This window comes from Halobacillus litoralis, from assembly GCF_020524085.2.
Lineage (GTDB): Bacteria > Bacillota > Bacilli > Bacillales > Halobacillaceae > Halobacillus > Halobacillus litoralis_E.
This window is the reverse complement of record NZ_CP129016.1, coordinates 3,450,938-3,466,831: the sequence shown is the minus strand read 5'-3', so window position 1 is coordinate 3,466,831 and position 15,894 is coordinate 3,450,938. Positions and strand designations below refer to the sequence as shown.

The following is a 15,894-nucleotide window of genomic DNA, read 5'->3' as shown; positions in this document are numbered from 1 at the left end:
CTGTCATCTACGAAGGTCCATTCAATGTTCTCTCCTTCTCCTTATTGGTTTGAGAGCAAAAAAAGAACGTAACTGTTAAAAGTTACGCTCGATGACTCGCCCATTCACGGCTTGAGGTGATGCACACTTTATTTCTGCCTGTTTGTTTTGCATCATATAAGGCAAGATCGGCTTCTTTGATTAATAATTTTGGTTCAATCGTTGTCTCATTGTAGCAGGCAAGCCCAATGGAGACCGTAATATGAATCACTTGCCCTGTAGTTAACAGGAAGGAGTGACCTTCAACTTTTGTCCTGATTCTTTCACTGATATCCTTGGCTCGATCTGTCGGACAATCTAATAAAATCACTGTAAATTCTTCTCCACCATTCCGGCTCACAATATCGAAAGATCGCACAGTGTTTTTCAGGATCTGGGATAGTTCAATCAAAACCTGGTCACCTTCTTTATGACCATAGGTGTCGTTTACCTTTTTGAAATGGTCAATATCAATGTATAACAGAGACAACTTCTCATCTTTATGTATGGCTTGAGCCGAGATCTCGTTGAAGGATTGGTCGAACTTGCGCACATTGTTCAATCCAGTCAAACCGTCTGTTGCTGCTTCAGCTTTGTATTTATTCAACAAGTTCTGACTTTTACGGACGAATTCGATGACATAGAAAGAAATAAAACCAGCCGAGTACGAGATGATCCAAAAAGATGGAATCAAGAAGGTCAAGGTACTTACGTTTCGTAAAAGATAAACAATCATAATTGTGAAAATCACATTCGATGAGGTGAGTGTCCAGAAGATTTTAATCCGCTTGGACATGCTCAGTCTAGTGATGGTCAATGTGATGAGGGTAATCGAAACGATTAGGAATAGAGCAAGCAGGGATGATGTGTTGAATCCAATAAGGAAGCGGCCGACGGCGACGAGGCACATGGCTGCAATCCCCGGAATGGTCCCTCCGTAATAAGCGACGAGAATGACCGGGATATGACGTAAGTCAACAATGGTGCTGTCGAAGCGCATGCTGTACTGCATAAGGACATTGCTCAAGACTCCCGCCAGAATCCCTGAAACCATTTTGTTCTTGAATGTTGAAGACCGGCTTAAGGGAGCGGCCTGGGTCGTTTGGGTATAAACGAATAATGATGCGATCAAAAGGGCTAAGTTGGATATTAATTCTTTTAAAATCAATGGAATCACCTATGTATGTGAAAAATTTTCCTCGTAGGTGAGGCAATCGATCTGATCCTCACACGATTTCTGTCTCTATTCTAATGCTCCGAGGAAGGGAAGGTTTGTTTGGTACAGCCTGTGTAGTATTATATACTTTTCTTATAAAGGAAGAAAATAGAAAACTCAAAAAAGCTGCGTTCGGTGTAAAAGATTCCAAGACCGTTTGCATCACCGCAGGAGGAGGGGACAAGATGAATCATTCATCGAATATAGAAGAATGCCCAAAATGTGGTGGAAGGGAATTAGGGAGAGGAAAGCAGAACGGATACGCTGTCATGCTTCCTGTTAATAAAGCCATGTCTTTTGGCTCTGAAGTGGAACACATCCTCTGCACAAGCTGTGGATATATCATGGAGAGCTATGTGAAAAAGCCGGAGAAGTTTAAAGGGACGATAGAATAATGGAGGGATCGCCATGCATGTGAAAAGCGGAGTATCCTCCAGAACGACGCGTAGCAGGGGAGGAGTTTCCTGTCTTTTTGTTTAATATATCCTGAGAGGGAATAAAAGGATTATAGACTTGTATGGAGTGAGTGCTTATGTCAATCTACCAGGTAAACGACTGGCCCTGGTCGGATATTCTTATCGTATTGGGCTTCTTATTGTTTCTATTCTTGATCCGTTTGGGATTGAGCTTATTGATCAACCGGTTATTCCGGGACAGGGGAAGTATCCAGAGAGCAGCCTTCTCTTTGATCAATTGGGTTGTGTTCAATGGCCTGCTTTTATTCGTGATTTTCTATTTCTCTGATTCCGCTTGGCTCTTGTTTCCGCTATTCACTATCGGCCAAGTAGAGATTACATTATTTTTAATCATTATTGCCGTACTGATCATCACCTTTGCCTATAGACTATCAAAGGTTCTGAATGAACATCTGCTGCCATTTTTCTTTGAGCGTCATCATTTGGATAAGGGTATCCAGTTCACGATGGAACGGATCGTCCATTATGTCATCATGGTCGTCGCGGTATTAGTCAGTTTGACCACGGTCGGCATCGATTTGAGTGCCCTGACTGTTTTTGCCGGGGTCTTAGGTGTGGGGATCGGTTTCGGAATGCAGAACATCGCTTCTAACTTCATATCCGGATTGATCCTCCTCTTTGAACGACCGATAAAAGTCGGGGATCGAGTGCTTATTGATGATGTCATCGGTGATGTTGAAAAAATCAGTATGCGGGCGACGGTCGTCCGTACGCTTGAGAATGAGCACATCATCATCCCGAACTCTTATTTTTTAGAGGAGAAAGTAGTGAATCGTTCGTTTGCGGATCCGAGACTTCGTTTGACGATTCCAATCGGGGTGGCCTACGGAACAGATGTTCAAAAGGTGAAAAGAATCCTTCTTGTGGTCGCTGAATTAGCGAGGCAGGAGCATTCCTTCGTTCTGGAATCACCAGCCCCTTACGTGAATTTTAAGGGCTTCGGTGATTCATCTTTGGACTTTGAACTGTTTCTCTGGATCTCCGATCCGAAAGAAGTCATCCGGATGAAAAGTGAGCTGAACTTCTCCATTTATGAGCAACTGAATGAAAACGGGATTGAAATTCCTTTCCCTCAAAGAGATTTGCACATCAAATCTGCCCCTCCATCTTTTCTAAAAGGGCAGGATGAGGACTCTTGAGAGGTTCGTGAGTTTAAGCCTAAGTTTTCAATGAAGGCTTATGCTTTTTTTTGGGTTTATAAATGTAAAAGAAATTCTCGAAGCTCAGTGTGGAGTACAGGAAGTTCAAATCCCCATGAGAAAACATACCTGCCATGTTTTCTCATATCCCTTGATACCACCAAAGAATAAAATCAATGTCTTTACGAACACTATGAAAAAAGGTGGAAACTTCGTGAAAACAGCAATTATTGGGGCGGGACTTGCCGGTCTTTCGTGTGCATTGACATTGGAAAAACACGGGCAAAGCGCCGATATTTTTGAACAAGGGAAGGAAATAGGCTTACGTTATGATATTGCGGAATTAATGACGCCTATTCTTCATGCACCCATCAACGACTCAGTAAAATTCTTTTCTGAAACCTATGATATCCACTTAAAGCCGGCCAGCAATGTACAGAAGATCTATGTCCATTCAGAAAATGAATCGGCCTATGTAGAAGGGAAAATCGGTTTCATCAATATGCGGGGGAAATATAAAGACTCCTATGAGAAGCAATTAGCCCAACAGCTGGTGCATAGCAAAATCCATTATGACAGCCATGCGGTTTATGAAAACATCTCAAAAGAATATACCCATGTCATTGTAGCCACCGGCGACCCACAGGATACACAGCAGATCCAGCCCTATGACATAGCCCTTCCTTCAGCTTTTGCCGGTGCTATCGTAAAAGGTGATTTTGTCCGTAATGAGGTACATACCTGGTTTAATAACGATTTCGCTCCCAAAGGTATGGGCTATTTGATCCCTCACTCCAAAACAGAGGGGACTCTCGTAATCGTCTATCCGCAATATGAAGACGAGTGGCTGGAGAAAAGAAATGAGTTCTGGGAAACCATGGTGAAGGAAGCCTCCCGTACCCTGAATCAGGAATTAATCATCGAACATGAATTTACGATCTCCGATTACATGGTAGGGAAATGCCATTATCCAAGAATCGGAAACACGTTCTTTGTTGGTAACTGTCTCGGGGCCATTACTCCATTCTTAGGTTTCGGACAGACGGGATCTATTCTTAGTGGTATTTATGCAGCACTCGATATATGCGGGCAAGGGGATTATGAAAAGCTATGTAAACCGCTCTTGAAGGATTATGATCAATCCCTCGTACTCCGCAGAGGAATTGAACGGTTAAGCAACCATCAACTGGATTTAATTACGAAGTCGCTTCACAATCAGGTGGTAAGGAAGATTATCACTCAGCCGAATTTGGGTGTGTTGAAAGGACTCAGCCACTTGTTGAAGCCTTTTACTTCAAAATAAACGGGTTACACTATAGTACAATAGAGGACGATTATTCATATGAATAATCGTCCTCTTTATTTTTGAAGGAAGTAAAAAAGTATGGGAAAGAATAGATGTATGATGTGAATAATCTGAAACGGTTTTCTTGCATAATCGTATACATAGGGGGAGTTTTGTGATGTTTTAAGGTTTCTTTTGTAAGAGTGTTTAAGGGAGTGAAGAGGATTAAACAGGATAAGGTTAAACGTACATAGAGATAGACGACTATGGGAGGTGGGCTAATGAGTGAAGAAAAACCTGAAACAAAGAGGGAAAGATTCAGACAAGAAGAATTAAAAAAAGATCCTTCAGGAAGTTTTCACGGCGGGGGACTTCCTGACTTGGTAGGGAATTTAGGGTGGAAAACGACTGGGAGTATCCTTCTTGCTTTGATAGCGGGATTTATCCTATACGGCCTTTTTTTTCGTTGATAATCTATTTGTAATAATGAAGGTAATTATAAGAAGGTCATTTCTTCATCAAAGAAATCGCCTTTTTTTTGTGGGAGCGTTTGTTAGGTGTTCATTGAGAATGGAAATACCGAGGTGGTAGGATTACCTATATCCATTTGGGCTGATGAAAGGGAGTGTTGTTCTGGCAAAAAGTAAGTTCATCCTCTATGGATAAGCGTTCTTTTATTGGAAGTTTTATCGGAATTTCAATAAGTCAATTTTTCATTATGTTTCGGGGTGACAAGGGTGACACTGATTAGGATAGAAAGGAGCTTTCTTATAATCATTGATGCCGCTTTTACTATATCCATAGTGGGTATCGTGAATAGAAGGGGTTTAAGCTGCGAGTCATAAGTAATAAGGGAATTCAAAGAAGGTGCTGCTTTCTGCTAAGAAACAGGTTGGATTCTTATCTTGAAATTCTCCGCGCAGCTATCTATATAAAACCTTCATACTTTGGGCATTATGAAGAAGAGGTGATTCTATGGATAAGGATGAATTAAAACTCACTTCTGCCGAAATCGGGACATTGTGGGGGCAGTATGTAAATGGAACATCCATTCAAATGGTAAACAAATATATGTTGTCCATTATAGAAGATGAGAAAATAAGACAAATATTCGCAGATTCAATTAAAATTTCAGATAATCAATTACAGGAAGTAGAAAGGTTTATAAAAAAAGATGGGTTCCCGGTTCCGGATGGATTTTCAAAATCAGACCTTAATGAAGGCGCAGGTCGATTGTTTTCTGACATCTTTTGTTTACACTATTTGCATATTATGACGCTGCACGGTCTAATGGGGCATACAACCTCACTGAGCTCTTCTGTCAGGAGAGATGTAAGAGATTTTTATGAATCTTGTAGTGATGAAGCTATGAGTATGTATCAGCGAACTACGGACTTGCTATTGGAAAAAGGCCATTTCCAAAAAGATCCTTACTTTTACCCTGAAACAAAACCTCAATATGTTACAGGACAAAAGTTTATTCATGGTTTTTCAAGCGGAAATCGCCCTCTAGCTGCAACAGAAATTATTGCGGTCTCCCTCAATTTAAAGAAAAAAATATTGGAAAAATCACTCTCTATAGGATTTAGTCAAGTTGCCCAATCAAAAGAGGTTAGAAAATTTTTGGAGAGTATGCAAAGTGCATCCAACAAACAAATCCAATCATTAGGAAATATCTTAAAAGGAGATAACTTGCCTGTTCCAATGTCTTGGGAGTCAGAAGTTACCACTTCACAGGATTCCCCCTTTTCAGACAAGTTAATGTTGTACCACATGGGTTTCTTATTACAAACTGCCCAATCCTACCATGGGTCAGGTTTAGCAACCGCCATGCGAGTCGATCTCGTAGCCACTTATGAAAAAATCATAATAAAAAATATCATGATCACCAAAGAGTGGTTTAATCTGATGACCAAAAATAATTGGTTGGAACAGCCACCACTTGCCCCAAATAGAAAGGAAATAGCAAAAGAAAAGTAAGTAGAGCTTCTGACAGAAAAGGCTTAGCAAATTAGGTGAAGTTATGGGAATTGGTTATTCTAAAAAAAGTAAGCAATTAGAAGTTTTATTATGGAGTATTGCTCTGCCGGGCTTTGGGCAATTGCTGAATGGCAAATATATTAAAGGAATATTGTTAGTGATCTCAGAACTGCTTGTTAATGTAATGGGAAACTTCAATAAGGTCATTATTTTGAGTTTTAATTTAAAAATTGAGGAAGCAATCGCTGAAACCAATTACATGTGGCTCATGTTTTATCCGTGTTTATATTTCTTTTCGATATGGGATGCCTATAAGGATGCTGGTGGTGGGGAGGAAAAACCTTTTGCTTATTTGCCATTTGTATCCTCGGCCTATTCTGTCACAATAGGTCTAATTTTTTCTTCCAAATTCACTTTTTTTGGATACTTCATTGGTCCATTATGGCTCCCAGTTCTCTTTTTGCCGGTTGGTTTAGGTATTGGGGAGAGTGTAAGAAGGTTATTATTGAAGTATCACCCAAAGGAAACCTTCTAAACTTTCACTTTCTTATTGGAGAAACAGACTCCAATTGCGGGGGAACACAACAATTTAACAGCCCATAATCAATTATTTTCCCTATACCTTGTAAGTTTGTATGTTTCTCTTCTATATCAAGTGCTGAAGTTGCTATACTTGTAACAACTTCATGTAAGAAAGGGAGAGGCAGATGACGAAACAAACGATTGGTTTCATCGGTGCAGGTGTGATGGGGAAAAGCATGGCACGCAACTTGATGAAGGCAGGATATGATTTGAATGTGTTTACGCGTACGAAAGAGAAGGCGGACGACCTGTTAGCGGAAGGTGCGAACTGGAAGGAAAGTGTGACTGCTTTATCTTCACATTCTGACCTAATCATTACGATTGTGGGGTATCCGAGCGATGTGGAAGAAGTGTATTTCGGTGGAGAAGGGATTTTGGAGAATGCGAAGCCAGGTTCCTACGTCATCGATATGACAACGTCCTCTCCTGATCTGGCACAGAAGATTGCTGAGACAGCTGAAGCGGATGATATTTATGCGTATGATGCTCCCGTATCCGGTGGGGATGTTGGAGCCAAAAACGGAAAGCTAACGATAATGGTCGGCGGCAATAAGGAGCATTTTGACGAAATCCTTCCTGTTTTTCAAGCGATGGGCGAAAATATCGTCCTCCAAGGCGAAGCAGGAGCCGGCCAGCATACGAAAATGAGCAACCAAATCGCGATTGCATCCGGCATGATGGGCGTCTGTGAGGCGATTACATATGCAGAAAAAGCCGGTCTTGATCCAAGGAAAGTGTTGAACAGTATTGCATTCGGTGCCGCTGGAAGCTGGTCGTTATCTAATCTCGGACCAAGGATGATTGATGGAAACTTTGACCCAGGCTTTTATGTGAAGCATTTTATTAAAGATATGAAAATCGCCATTGATTCTGCGGAGAACATGCAGATTCCCGTCCCTGGATTGAAACTTGCGAAGCAGTTGTATGAGGAACTGAGTGAAGCAGGTGGAGATAATGATGGAACGCAGGCGTTGTATAAGTACTATCAAATGATGACGCCAGTCTCATAGAAAAGAGTCCTTGAGGAGATGAAACTCCCAAGGACTCTTTTCATATTGGTACGAGTGAAGGAGGTCCTGCTTTCCAAATAGAGAAAACGATCAGGAAGATTAGTTCGGATTTCCTTGAATTGATCTAGCCTTAGCTCACTCGTTGAAGAGCGGGGGCAGAAGAATTGGGCGTTACATAAATGATTTCAGGGGTTTATTCTTGACCTAGAGTTAACTCTAGGCAATATACTGCATGTAAATCAATCACATTTGACTTGAATGTCTTTGATTTTTTTGGCACAGAAGTAGAGTGCCGTTCAAACACTAACTAAAAAAAGGGGATGTTCTCATGATGTTGAAGGATACGTATCATCTATCAAATGGAATCGAGATTCCTAAATTAGGTCTTGGAACATGGATGATTGACAATGACGAAGTCGCACAGGCTGTGGTTGATGCTGTGGAAATCGGTTATCGTCATATTGATACAGCTCAGGCGTATCAGAATGAAAGTGGTGTGGGTGAAGGGATTCGCGCTTGTGGTGTGGACAGAGAAGACTTGTTCATTACGACAAAACTGGCTGCAGAAGTCAAATCATATGAAGAAGCTGTTTCAGCCATTGATCAATCGTTAGAGACGATGGGACTGGATTATGTGGATATGATGATCATTCACAGTCCACAACCATGGAAGGACTTCGGCGGTGAAGATCGTTACTTCGGAGGAAACCGTGAAGCATGGAAAGCTCTTGAAGAAGCGTACCAAGCAGGCAAAATTCGTGCCATTGGTTTATCAAACTTCCAAAATGAAGATGTTGAAAACATTCTCAGTGCTTGCACCGTCAAACCGATGGTCAATCAAATTCTCGCTCATATCAGCAATACACCGTTTGAATTGATTCAATATACGCAGGAACAAGACATTCTCGTGGAAGCTTATTCACCGATCGCACATGGAGAATTGTTGAAGAACGAGAAAGTAGTAAACCTTGCAGAGAAGTATGGGGTTTCTGTACCTCAATTAAGCATTCGGTATGTTCTGCAGCTTGGACTTCTTCCGCTGCCTAAAACGGCAAACCCAGACCATATGAAGAATAATGCGGATGTAGATTTCACAATTTCCGATGAGGACATGGATTTCTTGAAAAATATCGAAACCATCAAAGATTATGGCGAGGCGAGTGTCATGCCTGTATTCGGTGGGAAGCTGTAATACTCCGAATCTGAAAGTTTTACTAAAAACATCGAATTTGGAACAGCAAAAAGAGGCCGAGAGATCGGTCTCTTTTTATTTGAATATAACCCCGCCAGTTTCTAAAAAAAGACAGGAGCGTCAGCACCTGTCTTCTAAACTGATTCACTTGTACGCTGGTTATGAATTCGTTCGATAGCTCCATATCGCTTCAAGAGATCGACTTCTATTCTTAGAAATCTTCGTACTACTGAGATATATCTATTTTTTTCAGTTCCTTTGCAGGGACCCCTCCGACCATAACGTTCGATGGAACATCTTTTGTAACGACGGAGCCTGCAGCGATTATTGCTCCATCCCCGATGGTCACTCCCTGGACCACCGTAACATTCGCCCCGATCCAGACATTATTTCCGATTTTAATAGGAGCGGGGTGGAGCGTGCTGCGTTTCTCAGGATGGACGTCATGATTCAACGTGGCCAATACGACATTATGTCCTACAAGCACTCCATCTCCAATGGTAATCCCCCCTTGATCTTGGAATCGGCAGCCGGAATTGATGAAGACATTCTTCCCTACTTCGATGTTTTTGCCGCAATCGCTGGAAAAGGGAGGGAACATAGCGAAACTGCTGTCGACTGGTTTTCCAATTAATTCTGAAAATAGTTCCCGCACTTTCTCCGGCGGATGGTATTTCCCGTTCAGCTCTGCAGTTATTTTCAATGCTTCCTGTGATACCTTATGCATCACTTGATGGACCTTAGATCCACCTTCTACAGTCTTGCCTTCATTCAAATGGTCTAAAAATCCGTTGATGTCCATAGGAGGCCTCCTTATTTCATTAGTAAGATCATTACTCCCATTCTACCCCTTTGAGTGGACTCTAAGGCAAAAAAGGGGGCTGGACTGGTTACAAAGCCTTGCCTGTTAGACGAGAAAAAAAGTCAATCTTTCATGAAAGATTGACTTTTCCCGTTTCTTATTTCCTTTTACAAATGGTCGTACCAATCATCGTCGACTGGTTCCATCCACTCGGTTTCTCCTGGGGTCATGGCTAAGTGGACAAACCAACTTTCGTTTGTCGCTCCGTGCCAGTGTTTTACATTCGCCGGGATATTCACCACATCGCCGGTTTCGATGAACTGGGCTGGTTTTCCTTCTTCTTGATACCAGCCTTGCCCACCCGTAACCAACAACACTTGCCCCACTGTATGCGAGTGCCAACTATTACGGGCTCTCGGAGCAAAGGTTACATTTCCGATGGCGGTGTTGAGTGGCTTCTCGTCTGTAAACACCATCTGCTAGTAAGCGTCACCGATGAAATTTTCTGATTCGACTTTCTGTCCTAATGGAAAGATCGTGCTGTTCCGTAACTCTTCCTTTGCCATGTTCATAGCCTCCCTTTACCTTTAATTAAGTTCAAGGAAAAGTATAGACCTTCGTGTACACTTTAAGGCAAGGGGTAAAATGTAAAAGGAACATTTGGCCGTACCCTTGACTTAAAGTTAACTCTAAGTAGTAATGTATAGGTAGAAAATAAAAAGAACGGGGAATGCAAGTTTTACGAGAAGCGAATGATAAATAATCGTAAAATATAACTTAAGGAAGAACGGATGTAGGGACATCATTATGAATTTGTCCCGGAAATGAAAATGACAATGAGGATGTGTAAACGATGGGGTATCGTATTGGAGAACTTTCAAAACTGATCGGTGTCAGTGAACATACGTTAAGGTATTACGAAAAAGAGGGTTTAGTTGTACCAGATCGTGACAAGAACAATATTCGTAATTATTCCGAACATAATAAATTATGGGCAGAGTTTATCCTACACATGAAAGAAACAGGCATGTCTATGGAAGACTTGAAGAACTATACGCAGTTATGGGAATCAGGAGAAGAAGGTACAGTGGCAATGATTGATATCCTGACCAACCATAGAGATAAAGTGAAGAAGCAGATAGAGATCTACAAGAAAAATCTAGAGCTTTTAAATAAAAAAATTGATTTTTATCAAAGCAGTTTGGAGGAAAACCGGTCTGCGAATTTGTATGAAACGTTTGTAGACAGAAAGGGAATGGATGAAGAACAAAAATAGTACAAAAGGGTCTGTTTAATGAAGTATTTGTACGTTGAATGCTCTCAACTGTCCCTATACCTGAAATTGAAGATATAGAGAAAAATAAGGAATTCAAACCCAAATACATGAGTGAAGCTGAATTTACACGAATGTGGAATGCTGAAGTAAGGAAGTAGTGGGGGTTGAATGAATAGTAAAAAGCTTTCATTAATGAGTACCCCATAATAAGAGGGGGTGCTCATTTTTAGTATATAGAAGAGGGATAATGTTTCTTTTATGGGGGGGACAGCTTTGTTTATAACATGATAAGAAGCGACCGCATAACGGTCGCTTTACGTTTTGTATTTTAGGATTTTCAGAATGGACTCGTAACAGGCCGTACGGTAATAGTCATGCAGTTGATCGTCATCTCTCATCAGCCATTGAATCAAACTGCCATCAATCATGCAGCGGATACTTATCGCTGTTTGTTCTACATCATCAACATCAAAGATTTCTTCTTCCAATCCTTGATGGATGATCTCCCTGCCGATGGACCAACAGTTTTCGTAGAATTTTTGGTTGATCTCTTTATACGATTCGTTATTTTTCACTTGGGATAAAAAGTCCAGGTACACACGGTAGAAATTTTTATTTTCTTCCGGACTGATGAACACGCGGTCGATGTAAGCTTCAAGCTTCCCTATAGCTGTTTCCTGTTCACTGATGGATGCGGCTTCTTTTTCATAGATGCGTGTCGTGATCCATTCGAACAATTGCGTGAACACATCGGATTTATTTTTAAAGTAATAATTCGTGACCCCTTTGCTGACATCGGCATAATCGGCGATATCCTGTAGGGTGACGGACTCATAGCCTTTTTCGGTTGCGGCTTGGAAGGCAGCTTTTAATATCTGTTTGCGTCTCTGTTCTGCTTTTTTTGCCATTTTCTAATCTAACCTCCATTGGATGCTCTGTTTATTATACAAGAAAAGGAGAGGATATTCGAATCTTTTATACTGACTGGTCAAAATAAATTGACCAGTCAGTATAAAATGGTCTATGATAGATTTATAAACTAGTAAATGAGGAAGCAGAAAGGGGAAATGAACGGATGACAAAAGAATTCAATGCACTTGTCGTGAACAAAACAGAGGAAGATTTTTCAGTGAATGTGGAATCGTTGACTTTGGAAGATCTGCCGGAAGGGGATGTGACGATTCAAGTCCACTATTCCAGCGTCAACTATAAAGATGGATTGGCAAGTATTCCGAACGGCAAAATCGTTCAGTCCTATCCTTTCGTCCCTGGCATCGACCTTGCCGGGACCGTCGTCTCGTCCGATGATGACCGCTATCAGGAAGGGGACGAGGTTGTCGTCACCAGCTATGAATTAGGCGTTTCCCACTATGGTGGATACAGTGAATATGCACGTGTCCCTGGCGATTGGGTCGTCCCTTTGCCGGAGAATATGACATTGAAAGAAGCGATGGCTTTCGGTACAGCAGGATTCACGGCAGCTCTATCTGTCCACCGTCTTGAAGAAAGCGGCATTACGCCGGAAGACGGTACGATTCTCGTTACTGGTGCCACTGGTGGTGTCGGCAGTATGGCTGTTTCTATGCTCGCAAAGCGTGGCTACCATGTGACAGCAAGCACAGGAAAAGAATCGGAACATGAATATCTGAAAACATTAGGCGCAGAAGAAATCATTTCCCGGGAAGAAGTGACCCCTGAGAAGATCCGCCCGATCGGTAAGCAGAAGTGGGCAGGTGTGGTCGATCCCGTGGGAGGAAAAACACTGGCATCTGTTCTGAGTAATACGAAATATGGTGGTGCCGTTGCTGTAAGTGGTTTGACTGCCGGGGTGGAAGTGCCGACAACGGTGTTCCCTTTCATCCTTAGAGGAGTGAATCTGCTCGGCATTGATTCCGTTTACTGTCCTAAAGACTTGAGAGAGAAATTATGGACGCGTATGGCTACGGACTTGAAGCCGGATGACTTAGGAGAAATCGAAAAAGAAGTTTCTTTAAAAGAACTTCCTGATACTTTGTCTAATATTTTACAAGGAAAAGTAAGAGGAAGAACGGTAGTGAACATCCTTTCCTAAATGGTTAAAAGGGTGTGACCGTCTCCTCTTTAAGTTAGAATCAAACCATTTGGAAAGCGCAACCCTTCAAAGGGTTGCGCTTTTTTTCATACATCTTGAGTATTTGGAAATCGTTTGAAATAATTGAAAGGTACATTACTAAATCGATGACCTATAGATGAAAGGGTGCTTATCTATGAATTCAAAACAGGACAGTGCGGCATTTTCCAACAAAGAACGAGCGGTATCTTTTTTGGAGCAAGTGGCAGGTGGAGAGGTAAGGGAAGCGTATCAAAGGTATGTCCGTTCTGATTTTTCCCATCACAACCCCTACTTCCAAGGTGATAAAGATTCTCTGATGAGCGCAATGGAAGAGGACGCCGCCAATAATCCTCATAAGACGCTTGAAGTCCATCGTGCGATCGAAGAAAAAGATATGGTCGTCGTTCATTCTCATATTAAACAACATCAGGAAGACCCGGGAGTAGCCGTTGTCCATATCATCCGCTTTGAAGAGGGGGAAATCGTGGAGTTGTGGGACATCGGTCAGCCGATTCCGAAAGACTCACCGAATGAAAATGGTGCTTTCTAGCCTAAGGTGTCGTTAGGGTGGAATCTGTTTAAAGGACTGATCCGCAATAGTGAAGGTGGAACAAATGGAAAAATTAAAACGAATGTACATGTGAATAGCAAGGAGGTTCAAGCGAATTCCAATGCTTGATGTTCAGATGGAGGGATTTTCCTAACCGGGATTTCCCTCTTTTTTACCAAAGAGTATTGTCTTAGACAGAATCCTTTGAAATAATTAAGTAGAATCGCAAGGCTTGTCAGAGAGTTCTTCTTTAAAAAATGATCTCATGGTGAATTTTGAAAGGGGATACATAACCTTGAATACAAAATACTTAGACTTACTTGCTCAAAAATACGACAGCGAAGAAAAAGTCGTCACTGAAATTATCAATCTGAAAGCGATCCTAAACCTGCCAAAAGGAACCGAGCATTTCGTCAGTGATCTGCATGGGGAATATCAGGCCTTCCAACATGTACTGAGGAATGGCTCAGGGAGAGTCAAAGAGAAAATCAGGGATCTTTTTGAAGAGGAATTGCCAGGAAAGGAACTGGATGAATTCGCGACACTCGTGTTTTATCCCGAAGAAAAAATCAAGCTGATCAAGAACGGTTTTGACAATAATGAAGAGTTGGAAATGTGGTACACGCAAACCATCGACCGTATGATCAAGCTTATTTCCTATGCTTCTTCCAAGTACACACGTTCCAAGTTGCGGAAGGCCCTGCCGACGCAATTCGTTTATATCATAGAAGAACTGCTCTACAAGACGGATGACATTACAAATAAAGAATCGTACTATAAGAAAATCGTTCAACAGATCATTTCCCTCGGTCAGGCGGACAAGCTCATCAGTGGTCTTGCTTATGCTACACAAAAGCTAGTGGTGGACCACCTGCATGTTGTGGGCGATATTTATGACCGGGGACCGGAGCCGGATAAAATCATGGAAACACTCATTCATTATCCGTCGGTTGATATCCAGTGGGGGAACCATGATGTTTTATGGATCGGTGCTTTTGCCGGGTCTAAGGTGTGTCTTGCCAACATCCTTCGCATTTGCGCCCGCTATAACAATCTGGAAATCATTGAAGATGCGTATGGCATCAACTTAAGACCGCTGCTCAACCTTGCCGAGAAATATTATGACGATCATGCGGCGTTCAGACCTAAGATCCATACCGATGACAAACCGTCGGATCATGAGCAGCTGCAAATTACAAAAATGCATCAGGCGATCGCGATGATCCAGTTCAAGCTGGAGAGTTCGATTATTAAAAGACACCCGTATTTCAACATGTCTGAACGTTTACTGCTTGAAAAAGTGGATTATGGCCGGGAGGAAATCACCCTCCACGGGAATACCTATCCGCTTGAAGACCCTTGCTTTTCAACGATCGATCCAGAAGACCCGAACCGTCTCCTGGAGGAAGAAGAGCAGGTCATCGAGAAGCTGTTGTTTTCCATCCAGCATTCAGAAAAGCTTGCCAGACACATGAAATTCCTCGTGAAAAAGGGCAGCCTTTACTTGAAATACAATGGCAACTTGTTGATTCACGGGTGCATCCCGGTCGATGAAGAAGGAAATATGGAAAAAATGACGATCGAAGACAAGTCCTATGCCGGGCGGGAACTGCTTGATATTTTTGAGCATTATCTACGCCATTCGTTTGCGAATCCAAAACAAACGGATGATCTCGCGACAGATATGGTCTGGTATTTATGGACGGGGCAGTATTCGTCCCTGTTCGGAAAAAGAGAAATGACGACATTCGAGCGCTACTTCATTTCTGATAAAGCCACCCATAAAGAGAGGAAAAACCCTTACTACTATTTGCGGGAAGATGAGGAGGTCTGCCGGAAGATCCTTGCTGAATTCGACCTCAACCCAGACCAGGGCCATATCATTAATGGGCATACACCAGTCAAAGAGATCGAGGGGGAAAACCCGATCAAAGCAGGCGGGAAGATGGTCGTCATCGATGGAGGCTTTTCGAAAGCCTATCAGTCGACGACAGGAATTGCCGGGTACACCTTATTGTATAACTCTTTCGGCATGCAGCTTGTCGCCCATAAACGTTTCAATTCGAAGGAAGAAGTGCTGCGGGATGGAACGGATGTATTATCTGTGAAGCGACTGGTAGATAAAGAGCTTGAGAGGAAAAAGGTGCTGGAGACGAACGTCGGAGAAGAATTGCTTCAGGAGATCTATATTCTGAACAGTTTGATGGAATACAAGTATATGAAATAAGACGATGGAAAAAGGACGGTGGCTCACGTGGAGCCATCGTCCTTTTTTA

General features: G+C 42.1%; 16 protein-coding genes and 1 pseudogene. 13 read left to right on the top strand and 4 right to left on the bottom strand.

The genetic code is table 11. The features are described 5' to 3' along the window. Window positions 1-82: 82 nt before the first annotated feature. A complete protein-coding gene (locus LC065_RS17720; protein ID WP_226588524.1) occupies window positions 83-1,186 on the bottom strand; it encodes a GGDEF domain-containing protein in 1,104 nt (367 codons plus the stop codon). A 233-nt stretch (window positions 1,187-1,419) separates the two neighbouring features. Here LC065_RS17720 and LC065_RS17715 point away from each other — a divergent pair, with 233 nt between their 5' ends. The 8 genes from LC065_RS17715 (at window position 1,420) to LC065_RS17680 (ending at window position 8,898) form a co-directional block, all read left to right on the top strand. Beyond that, entirely contained in the window at window positions 1,420-1,629 is a 210-nt protein-coding gene (locus LC065_RS17715) for a transcription initiation factor TFIIIB (RefSeq protein WP_226588526.1), read from the top strand. A gap of 137 nt (window positions 1,630-1,766) precedes the next feature. After that, the gene (locus tag LC065_RS17710; protein ID WP_226588529.1) at window positions 1,767-2,849 is read left to right on the top strand and encodes a mechanosensitive ion channel family protein; all 1,083 of its coding nucleotides are present in this window, start codon (window positions 1,767-1,769) and stop codon (window positions 2,847-2,849) included. 214 nt (window positions 2,850-3,063) lie between these two features. Continuing rightward, window positions 3,064-4,152: an NAD(P)-binding protein gene (locus LC065_RS17705; RefSeq protein WP_226588531.1), complete on the top strand. Its 1,089-nt coding sequence runs from the start codon at window positions 3,064-3,066 to the stop codon at window positions 4,150-4,152. A gap of 263 nt (window positions 4,153-4,415) precedes the next feature. Continuing rightward, a complete protein-coding gene (locus LC065_RS17700) occupies window positions 4,416-4,604 on the top strand; it encodes a DUF6366 family protein (protein WP_226588533.1) in 189 nt (62 codons plus the stop codon). Window positions 4,605-5,109: 505 nt separating this feature from the next. Further along, entirely contained in the window at window positions 5,110-6,114 is a 1,005-nt protein-coding gene (locus tag LC065_RS17695; RefSeq protein ID WP_226588535.1) for a DUF3231 family protein, read from the top strand. Window positions 6,115-6,157: 43 nt separating this feature from the next. Beyond that, window positions 6,158-6,649, top strand: a complete 492-nt coding sequence (locus tag LC065_RS17690) for a hypothetical protein (RefSeq protein WP_226588537.1) — start codon at window positions 6,158-6,160, stop codon at window positions 6,647-6,649. 172 nt (window positions 6,650-6,821) lie between these two features. Beyond that, the gene (locus tag LC065_RS17685) at window positions 6,822-7,706 is read left to right on the top strand and encodes an NAD(P)-dependent oxidoreductase (protein WP_226588539.1); all 885 of its coding nucleotides are present in this window, start codon (window positions 6,822-6,824) and stop codon (window positions 7,704-7,706) included. A gap of 328 nt (window positions 7,707-8,034) precedes the next feature. Further along, window positions 8,035-8,898 carry an aldo/keto reductase gene (locus tag LC065_RS17680; protein ID WP_226588541.1) on the top strand — a complete coding sequence of 288 codons (864 nt, stop codon included), beginning with the start codon at window positions 8,035-8,037 and terminating at the stop codon, window positions 8,896-8,898. A gap of 226 nt (window positions 8,899-9,124) precedes the next feature. On the opposite strand, the gene LC065_RS17675 is transcribed toward LC065_RS17680, so the two are convergent. Together LC065_RS17675 and LC065_RS17670 are read right to left on the bottom strand one after the other, a co-directional pair. Continuing rightward, entirely contained in the window at window positions 9,125-9,700 is a 576-nt protein-coding gene (locus LC065_RS17675) for a DapH/DapD/GlmU-related protein (protein WP_226588543.1), read from the bottom strand. 167 nt (window positions 9,701-9,867) lie between these two features. After that, window positions 9,868-10,266: pseudogene (locus LC065_RS17670) on the bottom strand (cupin domain-containing protein). Between the two features lie 287 nt (window positions 10,267-10,553). On the opposite strand from LC065_RS17670, the gene LC065_RS17665 reads away from it, so the two are divergent. Together LC065_RS17665 and LC065_RS20595 are read left to right on the top strand one after the other, a co-directional pair. Then, window positions 10,554-10,976, top strand: a complete 423-nt coding sequence (locus tag LC065_RS17665; RefSeq protein ID WP_226588545.1) for a MerR family transcriptional regulator — start codon at window positions 10,554-10,556, stop codon at window positions 10,974-10,976. Window positions 10,977-11,014: 38 nt separating this feature from the next. Continuing rightward, window positions 11,015-11,134 (top strand): DUF6881 domain-containing protein, encoded by a 120-nt coding sequence (locus LC065_RS20595; protein ID WP_371933362.1) that lies wholly within the window; start codon window positions 11,015-11,017, stop codon window positions 11,132-11,134. Between the two features lie 156 nt (window positions 11,135-11,290). On the opposite strand, the gene LC065_RS17660 is transcribed toward LC065_RS20595, so the two are convergent. Then, window positions 11,291-11,884, bottom strand: coding sequence for a TetR/AcrR family transcriptional regulator (locus LC065_RS17660; RefSeq protein WP_226588546.1), 594 nt, complete (start codon window positions 11,882-11,884; stop codon window positions 11,291-11,293). A gap of 167 nt (window positions 11,885-12,051) precedes the next feature. Here LC065_RS17660 and LC065_RS17655 point away from each other — a divergent pair, with 167 nt between their 5' ends. The 3 genes from LC065_RS17655 (at window position 12,052) to LC065_RS17645 (ending at window position 15,845) form a co-directional block, all read left to right on the top strand. Continuing rightward, window positions 12,052-13,047 carry an NADPH:quinone oxidoreductase family protein gene (locus tag LC065_RS17655; protein ID WP_226588548.1) on the top strand — a complete coding sequence of 332 codons (996 nt, stop codon included), beginning with the start codon at window positions 12,052-12,054 and terminating at the stop codon, window positions 13,045-13,047. 175 nt (window positions 13,048-13,222) lie between these two features. Beyond that, window positions 13,223-13,618 carry a nuclear transport factor 2 family protein gene (locus tag LC065_RS17650; protein WP_226588551.1) on the top strand — a complete coding sequence of 132 codons (396 nt, stop codon included), beginning with the start codon at window positions 13,223-13,225 and terminating at the stop codon, window positions 13,616-13,618. A gap of 295 nt (window positions 13,619-13,913) precedes the next feature. Then, window positions 13,914-15,845, top strand: coding sequence for a fructose-1,6-bisphosphatase (locus LC065_RS17645; protein ID WP_226588553.1), 1,932 nt, complete (start codon window positions 13,914-13,916; stop codon window positions 15,843-15,845). Window positions 15,846-15,894 lie beyond the last annotated feature (49 nt).

What these genes read in the sequence shown, in the direction of transcription:
- LC065_RS17655 (WP_226588548.1), top strand. Translation starts at nt 12,052, where the DNA reads ATGACAAAAGAATTCAATGCACTTGTCGTGAACAAAACAGAGGAAGAT.
- LC065_RS17685 (WP_226588539.1), top strand. Translation starts at nt 6,822, where the DNA reads ATGACGAAACAAACGATTGGTTTCATCGGTGCAGGTGTGATGGGGAAA.
- LC065_RS17710 (WP_226588529.1), top strand. Translation starts at nt 1,767, where the DNA reads ATGTCAATCTACCAGGTAAACGACTGGCCCTGGTCGGATATTCTTATC.
- LC065_RS17650 (WP_226588551.1), top strand. Translation starts at nt 13,223, where the DNA reads ATGAATTCAAAACAGGACAGTGCGGCATTTTCCAACAAAGAACGAGCG.
- LC065_RS17715 (WP_226588526.1), top strand. Translation starts at nt 1,420, where the DNA reads ATGAATCATTCATCGAATATAGAAGAATGCCCAAAATGTGGTGGAAGG.
- LC065_RS17695 (WP_226588535.1), top strand. Translation starts at nt 5,110, where the DNA reads ATGGATAAGGATGAATTAAAACTCACTTCTGCCGAAATCGGGACATTG.
- LC065_RS17680 (WP_226588541.1), top strand. Translation starts at nt 8,035, where the DNA reads ATGATGTTGAAGGATACGTATCATCTATCAAATGGAATCGAGATTCCT.
- LC065_RS17690 (WP_226588537.1), top strand. Translation starts at nt 6,158, where the DNA reads ATGGGAATTGGTTATTCTAAAAAAAGTAAGCAATTAGAAGTTTTATTA.
- LC065_RS17675 (WP_226588543.1), bottom strand. Translation starts at nt 9,700, where the DNA reads ATGGACATCAACGGATTTTTAGACCATTTGAATGAAGGCAAGACTGTA.
- LC065_RS17665 (WP_226588545.1), top strand. Translation starts at nt 10,554, where the DNA reads ATGGGGTATCGTATTGGAGAACTTTCAAAACTGATCGGTGTCAGTGAA.
- LC065_RS20595 (WP_371933362.1), top strand. Translation starts at nt 11,015, where the DNA reads ATGCTCTCAACTGTCCCTATACCTGAAATTGAAGATATAGAGAAAAAT.
- LC065_RS17700 (WP_226588533.1), top strand. Translation starts at nt 4,416, where the DNA reads ATGAGTGAAGAAAAACCTGAAACAAAGAGGGAAAGATTCAGACAAGAA.
- LC065_RS17660 (WP_226588546.1), bottom strand. Translation starts at nt 11,884, where the DNA reads ATGGCAAAAAAAGCAGAACAGAGACGCAAACAGATATTAAAAGCTGCC.